Consider the following 13,804-nt stretch of genomic DNA (forward strand, 5'->3'; position numbering starts at 1 on the left):
TGGTTTTTATGGGGGTAATCTCAGATGGAACAGCTGCGTGCCGAACTTAGCCACCTGCTTGGCGAGCCATTAAGCCGGGTTGAGTGCGTGAATGAGAAGGCTGATACCGCACTATGGGCGTTGTATGACAGTAATGGAAACCCGATGCCGTTAATGGCCCGTAGCTTCACCTCACCCGGCGTCGCCCGACAGTTGGCCTGGAAAATATCGATGCTGGCGAGAGAGGGGACGGTGCGAATGCCGACGGTGTACGGCGTGATGACCCACGAAGAACACCCGGGCCCGGACGTGCTGCTGATTGAGCGGCTCCGCGGCGTATCGGTAGAAGCGCCCGCGCGCACTCCGGAGCGCTGGGAGCAGCTAAAAGATCAGATTGTGGAAGGGCTGCTGGCCTGGCACCGGCAGGACAGCGGGGGGCTGGTCGGCCCCGTCGACAGCACCCAGGATAATCTCTGGCCCCTCTGGTATCGCCAGCGGGTCGAAGTGCTGTGGGGCACGCTCAATCAGTTCAGCAATACCGGTTTAACCATGCAGGACAAGCGCATCTTGTTCCGCACCCGCGAATGCCTGCCCGCGCTGTTTGAAGGATTTAACGATAACTGCGTGCTGATACACGGCAACTTTACCCTGCGCAGTATGCTCAAAGATCCGCGCAGCGATCAGCTGCTGGCGATGGTGGGCCCAGGGATCATGCTCTGGGCACCGCGCGAGTACGAGCTGTTCAGATTAAGCGACAGCGCCCAGGCCGAAGGCCTGCTCTGGCACTATCTGCAGCGCGCCCCGGTTGCGGAAGCATTCCTGTGGCGGCGCTGGCTCTATCTGCTTTGGGATGAAGTGGCGCAACTGGTGAATACCGGCCGGTTCAACCGCGCCAACTTCGATCTCGCAACCAAATCACTCCTGCCCTGGCTCGCCTGACGAGCCTTTCAGCCACTGCCAGATGCGCCCGAGCGTTTCATACCCCACGCGATCGCTGTGCATCAACCAGACCGGGGACGGGATTGCCCGTTCCCACGGATTGAGCGGAGCGTGGATCGCAATCTGGTTAGCCGGCGCTGGCAGCGGATGCAGCCCTTGATTCTTAAAGAAAATCATCGCTCTTGGCAGGTGTGAAGCGGACGTCACCAGCAGGAACGGCGCTTCGCCAATCGCCTGTTTCACCGCCGCCGCTTCCTCTTCGGTATCTTTCGGGCTGTCGAGGGTGACAATCGACGCGCGCGGCACGCCCAGCGACTCCGCCACCCGGGCTCCCGCCTCCGCGGTGCTCACCGGGTTGGTTTTGGCCGCCGCGCCCGTGAAGATCAGTTTCGCGCCGGGATTCGCCAGCCACAGGCGGATGCCTTCGTTGAGCCGCGGCAGGCTGTTGTTGATTAGGTTCGAGCTGGGCGCCCAGTCGGGATCCCAGGTGTACCCGCCGCCCAGCACCACGATGTACTGAACTTTCCTATCGCCTTTCCAGGTCGGATAGGTTTTTTCAATAGGGCGCAATAATCCGTCAGCCACCGGCTGCAGGCTCAGCAGCAGCAGCGCCAGCCAGCCCACCGTGATAAGCGATTTACCACTTTTCTGAAAGCGGCTAAACCAGACCAGCGCCAGGCCCAGCGCGATCAGCATGAGCAGCAGGGGAAGGGGAAGCAGCATCCCTCCGAGATATTTTTTCAGCGTAAAAAGCATCCTTTCTGGTTCCTTTTTTAACCATACAGCAGGTGATTGCCTGTGATATTACACCAGAGAGGTTCATTCTCTGCTCGGGTGTGACAAAATAGCGGTTTTGCTGTTAGCGAGTGGAACTCTCCCAATGCGGGATCGCAATTTTGATGACATCGCGGAAAAGTTTTCGCGCAACATTTATGGCACCACCAAAGGCCAGCTGCGCCAGACGATCCTCTGGCAGGATCTGGACGTGATTCTGGACTCCTTCGGCGACCGTAAATTGCGCGTGCTTGATGCTGGCGGAGGCGAAGGCCAGACCGCCATCCTGATGGCTGAACGCGGTCATCACGTCACGCTTTGCGATCTTTCTGCTGAGATGGTCGCGAGGGCAAAACGCGCGGCGGAAGAGAAAGGTGTGAGCGACAACATGCATTTTATACAATGCGCCGCTCAGGATATTGCACAGCATTTGGAAACTCAGGTTGATCTGATATTGTTTCATGCTGTGCTCGAATGGGTCGCCGAGCCGCAAGACGTATTAAAAACACTGTGGTCGGTATTGTGCCCGGGCGGTGCGCTCTCGCTGATGTTCTACAATGCAAACGGTCTGTTGATGCGTAACGTGCTGGTGGGTAATTTCGGTTATGTCCAGCAGGGTATGTATAAAAAGAAACGACGCACGCTTTCGCCGGATTTCCCGCGCGATCCCCAGCAGGTTTACGGCTGGCTGGAGGAGATCGGCTGGAAAATTACCGGGAAAACGGGCGTCAGGGTGTTTCATGATTATCTGCGCGATAAACAAAAGCAGCATGACTGCTTAGACGCTTTAACTGAAATAGAAACGCGGTATTGCCGCCAGGAGCCGTATGTGAGCCTTGGCCGTTATATTCACGTCACTGCGTATAAACCGCAGATGCAAGGATAACCTATGAGTGAATTTTCCCAGACAGTCCCCGAACTGGTTGCCTGGGCCAGGAAAAACGATTTCTCCATTACGCTGCCGGTTGACCGGCTTTCGTTCCTGCTGGCGGTTGCCACGCTGAACGGCGAGCGTCTGGATGGGGAAATGAGCGAGGGTGAACTGGTGGATGCGTTCCGCCACGTCAGTGATGCGTTTGAGCAAACCAGCGAAACCATTAGCGTGCGTGCCAACAACGCGATTAACGACATGGTGCGTCAACGTCTGCTGAACCGCTTTACCAGCGAGCAGGCGGAAGGAAACGCCATCTATCGCCTGACGCCCCTGGGCATCGGGATCACCGACTACTACATTCGTCAGCGCGAATTCTCCACGCTGCGCCTCTCTATGCAGCTGTCCATTGTTGCGGGCGAGCTGAAGCGCGCGGCGGATGCGGCGGACGAAAACGGCGATGAGTTCCACTGGCACCGCAATGTCTACGCGCCGCTGAAATACTCGGTGGCGGAAATCTTCGACAGCATCGACCTGACCCAGCGTCTGATGGACGAGCAGCAGCAGCAGGTAAAAGATGATATCGCGCAGCTGCTGAACAAAGACTGGCGCGCGGCGATCTCCAGCTGCGAACTTTTGCTCTCCGAAACCTCCGGTACGCTGCGCGAGTTGCAGGATACGCTGGAAGCGGCGGGCGACAAGCTCCAGGCAAACCTGCTGCGCATCCAGGATGCAACGCTTGCCCATGACGATCTGCACTTTATCGACCGCCTGGTCTTCGATCTGCAAAGCAAGCTTGACCGCATTATCAGCTGGGGCCAGCAGTCGATTGACCTGTGGATCGGCTACGACCGTCACGTTCACAAATTTATCCGTACCGCGATCGATATGGATAAAAACCGCGTCTTCGCCCAGCGTCTGCGCCAGTCGGTACAAACCTATTTCGACGCGCCGTGGGCATTGACCTACGCCAACGCCGATCGTCTGCTCGATATGCGTGACGAAGAGATGGCGCTGCGCGACGAAGAGGTGACGGGTGAGCTTCCACCGGATCTTGAGTACGAAGAATTCAACGAAATTCGTGAACAACTTGCGGCGATGATCGAAGAACAGCTCGCGGTTTATAAAACCAGACAAGTGCCGCTGGATCTTGGTCTCGTGGTGCGCGACTATCTCGCCCAATATCCGCGGGCGCGTCATTTCGATATTGCACGCATTGTGGTCGATCAGGCGGTCCGCCTGGGCGTAGCACAAGCAGATTTCACCGGCCTGCCGCCGAAATGGCAGCCAATTAACGATTACGGAGCCAAGGTACAGGCGCATGTCATTGACAAATATTGAACAAGTGATGCCAGTGAAGCTGGCACAGGCGCTGGCGAATCCGTTGTTTCCGGCGCTGGACAGCCAGCTGCGTGCCGGTCGTCACATTGGCCTTGACGAGCTGGACAATCACGCCTTTTTGATGGACTTCCAGGAATATCTGGAAGAGTTTTACGCGCGCTATAACGTTGAGCTGATCCGCGCCCCGGAAGGGTTCTTCTATCTGCGCCCGCGCTCCACCACGCTTATCCCGCGTTCGGTGCTCTCCGAGCTGGACATGATGGTCGGCAAGATCCTCTGCTACCTCTATCTCAGCCCGGAACGTCTGGCTAACGAAGGGATCTTCACCCAGCAGGAGCTCTACGATGAGCTGCTGGCGCTGGCGGATGAAAGCAAGCTGTTGAAGCTGGTCAATAACCGTTCAACAGGCTCCGACCTTGACCGTCAGAAATTGCAGGAAAAAGTTCGCTCTTCCCTGAACCGTCTGCGTCGTCTGGGCATGGTCTGGTTTATGGGCCATGACAGCAGCAAATTCCGCATCACCGAATCAGTCTTCCGCTTTGGCGCCGACGTGCGCGCGGGTGACGATGCCCGTGAAGCGCAGCTGCGCATGATCCGCGACGGTGAAGCGATGCCGGTAGAAAACCATTTACAGCTCAATGACGAGCACGAAGAGAATCAGCCGGATAGCGGGGAGGAAGAGTAATGATTGAACGCGGTAAATTTCGCTCACTAACGCTGATTAACTGGAACGGCTTCTTTGCCCGAACCTTCGATCTGGATGAGCTGGTAACAACGCTCTCCGGCGGTAACGGTGCGGGTAAATCCACCACCATGGCGGCATTCGTTACGGCGCTGATCCCTGACCTGACGCTGCTGCACTTCCGTAACACCACCGAGGCGGGCGCCACGAGCGGCTCTCGCGATAAAGGTCTGCACGGTAAGCTGAAAGCCGGCGTCTGTTATTCCGTTCTCGACGTCATCAACTCCCGTCACCAGCGCGTGGTGGTGGGCGTGCGTTTGCAACAGGTTGCAGGCCGCGACCGCAAAGTGGATATCAAACCCTTTGCCATTCAGGGGCTGCCAACCTCTATGCAGCCAACCGCGCTGCTGACCGAAACCCTGAACGAGCGCCAGGCGCGCGTGCTGACGCTGCAGGAGCTGAAAGACAAGCTCGAAACCATCGAAGGCGTGCAGTTCAAGCAGTTTAACTCGATTACCGATTACCACTCCCTGATGTTCGATCTGGGCGTGGTGGCGCGTCGTCTGCGTACCGCGTCCGATCGCAGTAAATACTATCGTCTGATTGAAGCCTCCCTGTACGGCGGTATTTCCAGCGCCATTACCCGCTCGCTGCGCGACTACCTGCTGCCGGAAAACAGCGGCGTGCGTAAGGCTTTCCAGGACATGGAAGCGGCGCTGCGTGAAAACCGAATGACGCTGGAAGCGATTCGCGTCACCCAGTCTGACCGCGACCTGTTCAAGCATCTGATCAGCGAAGCCACCAACTATGTGGCGGCGGACTACATGCGTCACGCCAACGAGCGCCGTATTCATCTGGATCAGGCGCTTGAGTACCGTCGCGAGCTGTTTACCTCCCGTAAGCAGCTGGTGGCCGAACAGTATAAGCATGTCGAAATGGCGCGCGAGCTGGGCGAGCACAACGGGGCGGAAGGGGATCTGGAAGCCGATTATCAGGCCGCCAGCGACCACCTGAACCTGGTGCAAACCGCGCTGCGTCAGCAGGAAAAAATCGAGCGCTATGAAGCCGACCTCGATGAGCTGCAGATCCGCCTCGAAGAACAAAATGAAGTGGTGGCCGAAGCCGCCGACATGCAGGAAGAGAACGAAGCCCGCGCCGAAGCCGCCGAGCTGGAAGTGGATGAGCTGAAAAGCCAGCTCGCCGATTACCAGCAGGCGCTGGACGTGCAGCAGACCCGCGCTATCCAGTACAACCAGGCGCTGCAGGCGCTTCAGCGCGCGAAAGAGCTGTGCCACCTGCCGGACTTAACGCCAGAGAGCGCCGACGAGTGGCTGGATACGTTCCAGGCGAAAGAGCAGGAAGCCACCGAAAAACTGCTCTCTCTGGATCAGAAAATGAGCGTGGCGCAAACCGCGCACAGCCAGTTTGAGCAGGCGTATCAGCTCGTCGTGGCCATTAACGGCCCGGTTGCGCGTAGCGAAGCCTGGCAAACGGCCCGCGAGCTGCTGCGTGATGGCGTAAACCAGCGCCATCTGGCCGAGCAGGTTCAGCCGCTGCGTATGCGTCTGAACGAGCTGGAACAGCGTCTGCGCGAGCAGCAGGAAGCCGAGCGTCTGCTGGCGGAATTCTGCAAGCGTCAGGGCAAACGGGTCGATATTGACGATCTTGAAGCGCTGCATCAGGAGCTGGAAGCGCGTATTGCCGCACTTTCTGACTCCGTTTCCAGCGCCAGCGAACAGCGCATGAACCTGCGTCAGGAGATGGAGCAGCTCCAGTCCCGCTCGCAGACGCTGCTACAGCGCGCGCCAATCTGGCTTGCCGCGCAGAGCAGCCTGAGCCAGCTCAGCGAGCAGTGCGGCGAAGAGTTTACGTCCAGCCAGGACGTCACCGAATACCTGCAGCAGCTGCTCGAGCGCGAGCGCGAAGCAATTGTTGAGCGCGACGAAGTGGGCGCGCGTAAACGTGAAGTTGACGAAGAGATTGAACGTTTGAGCCAGCCGGGCGGTGCGGAAGATGCGCGCCTGAATACCCTGGCGGAACGTTTCGGCGGCGTGCTGCTGTCCGAAATTTACGACGATGTTGGTCTGGACGACGCGCCGTACTTCTCCGCGCTTTACGGCCCGTCCCGTAACGCAATTGTGGTGCCGGATCTGTCTCTGATTTCCGAGCAGCTTGCCGGTCTGGAAGATTGCCCGGAAGATCTCTATCTGATCGAAGGGGATCCGCAGTCATTCGATGACAGCGTGTTCAGCGTTGATGAGCTGGAAAAAGCGGTGGTGGTGAAAATCGCCGACCGCCAGTGGCGCTACTCGCGCTTCCCTGAACTGCCGCTGTTTGGCCGCGCGGCGCGTGAAAACCGCATCGAAAGCCTGCATGCCGAGCGTGAAACGCTCTCTGAGCGCTTTGCCACGCTGTCGTTTGACGTACAGAAAACCCAGCGTCTGCATCAGGCCTTTAGCCGCTTTATCGGCAGCCATCTGGCGGTAGCCTTCGAAGCCGATCCGGAAGCGGAAATTCGCAAGCTCAACACCCGTCGCGGCGAGCTGGAGCGTGCGATCGCCAATCATGAAAATGATAACCAGCAAAGCCGCGTGCAGTTTGAACAGGCGAAAGAGGGCGTTGCCGCGCTTAACCGCATTCTGCCGCGCCTGAACCTGCTGGCGGACGATACGCTGGCCGACCGCGTGGATGAAATTCAGGAGCGCCTGGACGAAGCGCAGGAAGCCGCGCGCTTTGTGCAGCAGTACGGCAACCAGCTGGCGAAGCTGGAGCCGGTGGTTTCAGTGCTGCAAAGCGATCCGGAGCAGTTTGAACAGTTAAAAGAGGACTACGCCTGGTCTCAGCAGGTGCAGCGCGAAGCGCGTCAGCAGGCATTCGCCCTGACGGAAGTTGTGCAGCGCCGTGCCCACTTCGGCTATTCCGATTCGGCTGAAATGCTGAGCGGTAACAGCGATCTCAACGAGAAACTGCGCCAGCGTCTTGAGCAGGCAGAAGCGGAACGTACCCGCGCCCGTGAAGCCATGCGTAGCCACGCCGCTCAGCTGAGCCAGTACAGCCAGGTGATGGCATCCCTGAAAAGTTCGTTCGATACCAAGAAAGAGCTGTTAAACGACCTGCATAAAGAGCTGCAGGACATCGGTGTGCGTGCCGACAGCGGCGCGGAAGAGCGCGCGCGCATTCGCCGCGACGAGCTGCATAGCCAGCTCAGCAACAACCGCGCGCGCCGCAATCAGCTGGAAAAAGCGCTGACCTTCTGCGAGGCGGAGATGGATAACCTGACCCGTCGCCTGCGCAAGCTGGAGCGCGATTACCATGAAATGCGCGAGCAGGTTGTTACTGCAAAAGCGGGCTGGTGTGCGGTAATGCGGATGGTGAAAGACAACGGCGTTGAGCGTCGCCTGCACCGTCGCGAACTGGCCTATCTCTCCGGCGATGAGCTGCGGTCCATGTCGGATAAGGCATTGGGTGCGCTGCGTCTGGCGGTGGCGGATAACGAACATCTGCGCGACGTGCTGCGCATGTCGGAAGATCCAAAGCGTCCGGAACGTAAAATTCAGTTCTTCGTGGCGGTTTATCAGCACTTACGCGAGCGTATTCGTCAGGACATCATCCGTACCGACGATCCGGTTGAAGCCATCGAACAGATGGAAATTGAGCTGAGCCGCCTGACGGAAGAGCTGACCTCCCGCGAGCAGAAGCTGGCGATCAGTTCCCGAAGCGTGGCGAACATCATTCGTAAGACGATCCAGCGCGAGCAGAACCGTATTCGCCAGCTTAACCAGGGCCTGCAGAGCGTCTCCTTCGGCCAGGTGAACAGCGTGCGTCTGAACGTGAACGTGCGTGAAGCGCATTCCACGCTGCTGGATGTGCTGTCTGAGCAGCACGAGCAGCATCAGGATCTGTTCAATAGCAACCGCCTGACCTTCTCGGAAGCGCTAGCGAAACTGTACCAGCGCCTGAATCCGCAGATCGATATGGGCCAGCGCACGCCGCAAACCATCGGTGAAGAGCTGCTGGATTACCGTAACTATCTGGAAATGGAAGTTGAGGTTAACCGTGGTTCTGACGGCTGGCTGCGTGCGGAATCCGGCGCGCTGTCGACGGGTGAAGCGATCGGTACCGGTATGTCGATTCTGGTGATGGTTGTCCAGAGCTGGGAAGATGAAGCGCGCCGCCTGCGCGGCAAAGACATCTCCCCATGCCGCCTGCTGTTCCTCGATGAGGCGGCGCGTCTGGATGCCCGCTCAATCGCGACGCTGTTTGAGCTGTGCGATCGTCTTGATATGCAGCTGATTATCGCGGCGCCTGAAAACATCAGTCCGGAAAAAGGCACGACCTACAAGCTGGTGCGTAAAGTCTTCCAGAACAGTGAACACGTGCACGTTGTCGGACTGCGTGGCTTTGCGCCGCAGCCGCCGGAGTCATTACCGGGAACCGCCGACGCGTCTTAACGCGTTTTGTTACCAAAAGCGGCGCTGGAGCGCCGCTTTTTTTATTCACTTAACTTGTGCTTACGGCTGCGTTATCTTTAAACTTCTTTACATAAGGACAGGCAACAGGTTTTATGCCTTCCTATACTAAAGAGAAGCCCCAATGTGATGGGCATGTCGTAAGAAAACAGGGGGCAAGGGATGTTGCTAAAGAAAAATCGTGGTCGTCAGCTGTCTGCGCTGAGTTTGTGCCTGACAGTGATGTTTGCTCCGCTGTTCAGCGCGCAGGCCGATGAGCCTGAAATCGTTCCGGTTGACAGTTCCGCCAGTGTGGGGAATCAGCCAACGTCATTATCACAACCGCTGGAGCAGTCTCCCGCGACGGCCATTATGGCGGGTATTCGACCGCTGCCGGAGGGCATCAATATTGAGTCGCTCCAGCAGCAGCTCCTTACCGGTCTGCCTTCCGGCTATAAGCCTGCGTATCTCAATCAACTCACGCTCCTCTACGCTGCGCGCGACATGAAGCCCATGTGGGAAAATCGCGATGCGGTGCGCGCATTCCAGCAGCAGCTGGCAGAGGTGGCGATTGCCGGTTTCCAGCCGCAGTTTACCGCCTGGGTTGAGCTGCTGACCGATCCGTCAGTCACCGGGCAGGCCCGCGACGTGGTGCTGTCCGATGCCATGATGGGCTACCTGCAGTTTGTGGCGGGTATTCCGGTCAACGGCAATCGCTGGCTGTACAGCGACAAACCTTACAAGCTGGCGACGCCCGCGCTGTCGGTGATCAACCAGTGGCAGCTGTCGCTGGATAACGGCGAGCTGCCGCGCTTTGTCGCGAGCCTGGCGCCGGCGCATCCGCAGTACGCGACGATGCATCAGTCCCTGCTGACCCTGGTGGCGGATTCCCGTCCGTGGCCGCAGCTGCGCGGGACGGGGTCGCTGCGTCCGGGGCAGTGGAGCAGCGATGTTCCGGCCCTGCGTGAAATCCTCAAACGCTCCGGCGCGATGGAAAGCGGGCCGAAAATTGCCCTGCCGGGGGACGAGCCGCAGAGCGCGGTGGTCAGCCCTTCCGCACCGGTTAAAGAGAAGAAACCGCAGGCCAGCGACAAACCCGCGGCCTACGATCGCGAGCTGGTGGCGGCCGTTAAGCAGTTCCAGGCCGCACAAGGGCTGGGCGCTGATGGGGTGATAGGGCAGTCAACGCGTGACTGGCTGAATGTCTCTCCTGCGCAGCGCGCGGGGGTGCTGGCGCTAAATATCCAGCGTCTGCGTCTGCTGCCGGGCACGCTCTCCACCGGCATTATGGTCAATATCCCGGCGTATTCGCTGGTCTATTACCAGAACGGAAGCGAGGTGCTGGCGTCCCGCGTGATTGTGGGTCGTCCGGATCGTAAAACGCCGATGATGAGCAGCGCGCTGAATAACGTGGTGGTAAACCCGCCGTGGAACGTGCCGCCAACGCTCGCCCGCAAGGATATTCTGCCGAAGCTGTGGAACGATCCGGGCTATCTGGAGCGTCATGGCTATACCGTGATGCGCGGCTGGAACAGTAAAGAGGCGATTGACCCTTACATGGTCGACTGGTCTACGATCACGGCGTCGAACCTGCCGTTCCGCTTCCAGCAGGCGCCGGGTGCGCATAACTCGCTGGGGCGTTACAAGTTCAACATGCCGAGTTCGGATGCCATTTATCTGCACGATACGCCAAACCACAACCTGTTCCAGAAAGATACCCGCGCGCTGAGTTCCGGCTGCGTTCGCGTCAATAAAGCGTCGGAACTGGCGAATATGTTGCTGCAGGATGCGGGCTGGAACGATACGCGGATTTCGGATGCTCTCAAGCAGGGGGACACGCGCTACGTGAATATTCGACACAATATTCCGGTCAATCTTTACTATCTGACCGCGTTTGTTGGCGAAGACGGGCGTACCCAATATCGTACAGATATTTACAATTACGATCTCATCGCGCGATCGAGCGCACAAATTTTGCCAAAAGCTGAACAATTAATCAGGTAAATGAAGCAGTTCTGGGAAAACGATTGTCGTAAGTTAGGGTGAATATGCGGCTGTGAGGCTACAGGCCGCATATTTCCTGGGGTTGGGCGCCTTGACGCAGGTGGCTTTGCCAGTTATGGTGCCCTTCGTGCGCTAAGCATATTTACGATAAACATTGACCTGTAGACCTGATTATCATGGACAAATTTGACGCTAATCGCCGCAAACTGCTGGCGTTAGGTGGTGTCGCGCTCGGCGCGGCGGCCATCTTGCCTACGCCAGCATTTGCCACCCTCTCGACACCTCGTCCGCGTATTTTAACGCTCAACAATCTTCACACCGGTGAGTCGCTTAAGGCGGAGTTTTTCGATGGCAGAGGCTATATTCAGGATGAATTAGCAAAACTAAACCACTTTTTCCGTGATTTCCGCGCGAATAAAATAAAAGCCATCGATCCTGGATTATTCGATCAGCTTTTCCGCCTCCAGGGCCTGCTTGGAACCAGCAAGCCCGTGCAGCTTATTTCTGGCTATCGTTCCCTTGATACCAATAATGAACTGCGCGCCCATAGCCGTGGTGTAGCGAAAAAAAGCTATCACACCAAAGGACAGGCAATGGATTTCCATATTGAAGGTGTTTCGTTAGCCAATATTCGCAAAGCTGCGTTATCTATGCGTGCAGGTGGTGTAGGATATTACCCCAGCAGCAACTTTGTACATATTGATACCGGGCCGGTTCGGCACTGGTAATAACGAAATACAGGAGCAGTATGAACTATCGTATTATTCCGGTTACCGCGTTCTCCCAGAACTGTTCGCTTATCTGGTGTGAGCAAACCAAACTGGCCGCGCTTGTCGATCCCGGTGGTGACGCCGAGAAAATCAAGCAAGAAGTCGCAGCGTCCGGCGTGACGCTGATGCAAATTTTGCTTACCCATGGGCATCTCGACCATGTGGGGGCTGCGGCAGAGCTGGCGCAACACTATGGCGTGCCGGTGATTGGCCCGGAAAAAGAAGATGAGTTCTGGCTGCAAGGGTTACCTGCCCAAAGCCGCATGTTTGGTCTTGATGAGTGTCAACCGCTGACGCCCGATCGCTGGCTGAACGAAGGGGATAGCGTTACCGTAGGGAATGTGACTTTACAGGTGTTGCATTGTCCTGGGCATACGCCAGGCCATATCGTCTTCTTTGATGATAAGTCGCAGCTGCTGATTTCCGGCGATGTGATTTTCAAAGGCGGCGTAGGACGCAGCGATTTCCCGCGCGGCGACCACGGTCAGCTGATTCAGTCGATTAAACAGAAATTATTGCCGCTGGGTGATGACGTGACGTTTATTCCTGGACATGGCCCGATGTCGACGCTGGGTTATGAGCGTTTACACAACCCGTTCCTTCAGGATGAAATGCCCGTCTGGTAAATCCGATTAAATAAAAAAGCCTGCGTTAAGCAGGCTTTTTTGTATTCCGCGTTGATTACAGCACGGCGACGATAGCTTCACACAGCGGCGCCATGTTGTCCGGCGTCATGCCCGCAACGTTAACGCGACCGGAAGCAACCGCATACACACCAAACTCTTCACGCAGACGCAGAACCTGCTCTTTGGTCAGGCCGCTGAAGGAGAACATACCGTTCTGTTTGATGATGAAGCTGAAATCGCGATCGGCACCTTTCTCTGCAAGGGTGTTCACGAACAGCAGACGCATACGCTGAATGCGCTGGCGCATATCGTTCAGCTCTTGTTCCCAGATAGCGCGCAGCGCATCGTTGCTGAGGATGGTCGCAACAACGGAAGCACCGTGAGCCGGCGGGTTAGAGTAGTTAGCGCGGATAACGGATTTCATCTGGCTGAATGCGCGGTCAACGGTTTGTTCGTCAGCGGCAACCAGAGTACAGGCGCCTACACGCTCGTTGTACAGGCCAAAGTTCTTGGAATAGGAGCTGGCAACAATCAGTTCCTGGTGCACGGCTGCGAACGCGCGCAGGCCTTCAGCATCTTCTTCCAGACCACGCGCGAAGCCCTGATAAGCAAAGTCAAACAGCGGCAGCCAGCCTTTTTCAACGGACAGCTTAGCCAGCTGTTCCCACTGCTCCAGAGTTGGATCGATCCCGGTTGGGTTGTGGCAGCAGCCGTGGAACAGCACCACGTCGCCAGCCTGCGCTTCGTTCAGGCTCGCCAGCAGGCCGTCGAAGTCAAGAGAGTGGTTTGCAGCGTCATAGTAGGCGTATTCACGCACTTCCAGACCCGCAGAGTTAAAGACGCTTTTGTGGTTCGGCCAGCTAGGGTTGCTCACCCACACGCGCTTAACGGAGGTGTTTTTCGCCAGGAAATCCGCCGCTACGCGCAGCGCGCCGGTACCGCCAGGGGTCTGCGCCGTGCGGGCACGTTTATCGCTAACGATCGCGTTGCCTTTTCCGAACAGCAGTTCCTGAGTGCAACGACCAAATTCAGGGATACCATCAATACCGAGGTAATTCTTGGTGGTTTCGTTTTCCAGCAGATACTGTTCCGCTTTTTTAACGCTGGTCAGTACCGGGGTTTTGCCGGTTTCATCTTTATATACACCAATACCCAGGTTGATTTTGCCAGGGCGGTCGTCGGCACGAAACAGATCGGCCAGGCCCAGAATCGGGTCGGCAGGAGCGGCGGTAATGTTCTCAAACATGACGAAGTTCCATTGTGATTACAGAAGTGAAATCCGCTATCAGGTTAACGGTAGATTTACAAAATGCCAACCGTTTGCGACGAAAAGCGTGCGGCTTTTCAAAAGTCGCCATTTTTTGCTTTCA

Annotated in this window: 10 protein-coding genes; 8 read left to right on the forward strand and 2 right to left on the reverse strand. The window is 57.2% G+C overall.

Features of this window, described 5'->3' with window-relative positions; translation table 11 throughout:
• Positions 1–24: 24 nt before the first annotated feature.
• Positions 25–918, forward strand: coding sequence for a YcbJ family phosphotransferase (locus AB6V08_RS13655; protein WP_368543397.1), 894 nt, complete (start codon positions 25–27; stop codon positions 916–918).
• Here the strand turns inward: AB6V08_RS13655 and elyC are convergent.
• On the reverse strand, positions 895–1,674 hold the full coding sequence (gene elyC / locus AB6V08_RS13660) for an envelope biogenesis factor ElyC (RefSeq protein ID WP_368543398.1): 780 nt from the start codon (positions 1,672–1,674) through the stop codon (positions 895–897). The genes AB6V08_RS13655 and elyC overlap by 24 nt on opposite strands.
• Before the next feature lie 124 nt (positions 1,675–1,798).
• On the opposite strand from elyC, the gene cmoM reads away from it, so the two are divergent.
• The 7 genes from cmoM to AB6V08_RS13695 all read left to right on the forward strand — a co-directional run bounded on the left by cmoM (position 1,799) and on the right by AB6V08_RS13695 (position 12,434).
• A complete protein-coding gene (cmoM, locus tag AB6V08_RS13665) occupies positions 1,799–2,578 on the forward strand; it encodes a tRNA uridine 5-oxyacetic acid(34) methyltransferase CmoM (protein ID WP_368543399.1) in 780 nt (259 codons plus the stop codon).
• A 3-nt stretch (positions 2,579–2,581) separates the two neighbouring features.
• Positions 2,582–3,904, forward strand: coding sequence for a chromosome partition protein MukF (gene mukF / locus AB6V08_RS13670; RefSeq protein WP_368543400.1), 1,323 nt, complete (start codon positions 2,582–2,584; stop codon positions 3,902–3,904).
• A complete protein-coding gene (gene mukE, locus AB6V08_RS13675; protein ID WP_215723012.1) occupies positions 3,885–4,589 on the forward strand; it encodes a chromosome partition protein MukE in 705 nt (234 codons plus the stop codon). The genes mukF and mukE overlap by 20 nt, the downstream gene beginning before the upstream one ends.
• Positions 4,589–9,037: a chromosome partition protein MukB gene (mukB, locus tag AB6V08_RS13680; RefSeq protein ID WP_368543401.1), complete on the forward strand. Its 4,449-nt coding sequence runs from the start codon at positions 4,589–4,591 to the stop codon at positions 9,035–9,037. Before mukE ends, mukB begins: the two co-directional genes overlap by 1 nt.
• Positions 9,038–9,217: 180 nt before the next feature.
• Positions 9,218–11,038, forward strand: a complete 1,821-nt coding sequence (ldtD, locus tag AB6V08_RS13685; protein WP_368543402.1) for a L,D-transpeptidase — start codon at positions 9,218–9,220, stop codon at positions 11,036–11,038.
• Positions 11,039–11,214: 176 nt separating this feature from the next.
• On the forward strand, positions 11,215–11,766 hold the full coding sequence (locus tag AB6V08_RS13690) for a DUF882 domain-containing protein (protein WP_234673963.1): 552 nt from the start codon (positions 11,215–11,217) through the stop codon (positions 11,764–11,766).
• Positions 11,767–11,786: 20 nt separating this feature from the next.
• Complete coding sequence (locus AB6V08_RS13695) at positions 11,787–12,434, forward strand: MBL fold metallo-hydrolase (protein ID WP_368543403.1); 648 nt, start codon at positions 11,787–11,789, stop codon at positions 12,432–12,434.
• Positions 12,435–12,489: 55 nt separating this feature from the next.
• Here the strand turns inward: AB6V08_RS13695 and aspC are convergent, their stop codons facing one another.
• Positions 12,490–13,680 carry an aspartate transaminase gene (gene aspC, locus AB6V08_RS13700; protein ID WP_368543404.1) on the reverse strand — a complete coding sequence of 397 codons (1,191 nt, stop codon included), beginning with the start codon at positions 13,678–13,680 and terminating at the stop codon, positions 12,490–12,492.
• Positions 13,681–13,804: the final 124 nt, after the last annotated feature.

This window comes from Enterobacter soli, assembly GCF_964208575.1.
Classification (GTDB): Bacteria; Pseudomonadota; Gammaproteobacteria; order Enterobacterales; family Enterobacteriaceae; genus Enterobacter; species Enterobacter soli_A.

Coding starts and splice junctions, on each gene's coding strand:
- cmoM (WP_368543399.1), top strand. CDS start 1,799: ATGCGGGATCGCAATTTTGATGACATCGCGGAAAAGTTTTCGCGCAAC.
- AB6V08_RS13690 (WP_234673963.1), top strand. CDS start 11,215: ATGGACAAATTTGACGCTAATCGCCGCAAACTGCTGGCGTTAGGTGGT.
- elyC (WP_368543398.1), bottom strand. CDS start 1,674: ATGCTTTTTACGCTGAAAAAATATCTCGGAGGGATGCTGCTTCCCCTT.
- aspC (WP_368543404.1), bottom strand. CDS start 13,680: ATGTTTGAGAACATTACCGCCGCTCCTGCCGACCCGATTCTGGGCCTG.
- AB6V08_RS13655 (WP_368543397.1), top strand. CDS start 25: ATGGAACAGCTGCGTGCCGAACTTAGCCACCTGCTTGGCGAGCCATTA.
- AB6V08_RS13695 (WP_368543403.1), top strand. CDS start 11,787: ATGAACTATCGTATTATTCCGGTTACCGCGTTCTCCCAGAACTGTTCG.
- mukB (WP_368543401.1), top strand. CDS start 4,589: ATGATTGAACGCGGTAAATTTCGCTCACTAACGCTGATTAACTGGAAC.
- mukE (WP_215723012.1), top strand. CDS start 3,885: ATGTCATTGACAAATATTGAACAAGTGATGCCAGTGAAGCTGGCACAG.
- ldtD (WP_368543402.1), top strand. CDS start 9,218: ATGTTGCTAAAGAAAAATCGTGGTCGTCAGCTGTCTGCGCTGAGTTTG.
- mukF (WP_368543400.1), top strand. CDS start 2,582: ATGAGTGAATTTTCCCAGACAGTCCCCGAACTGGTTGCCTGGGCCAGG.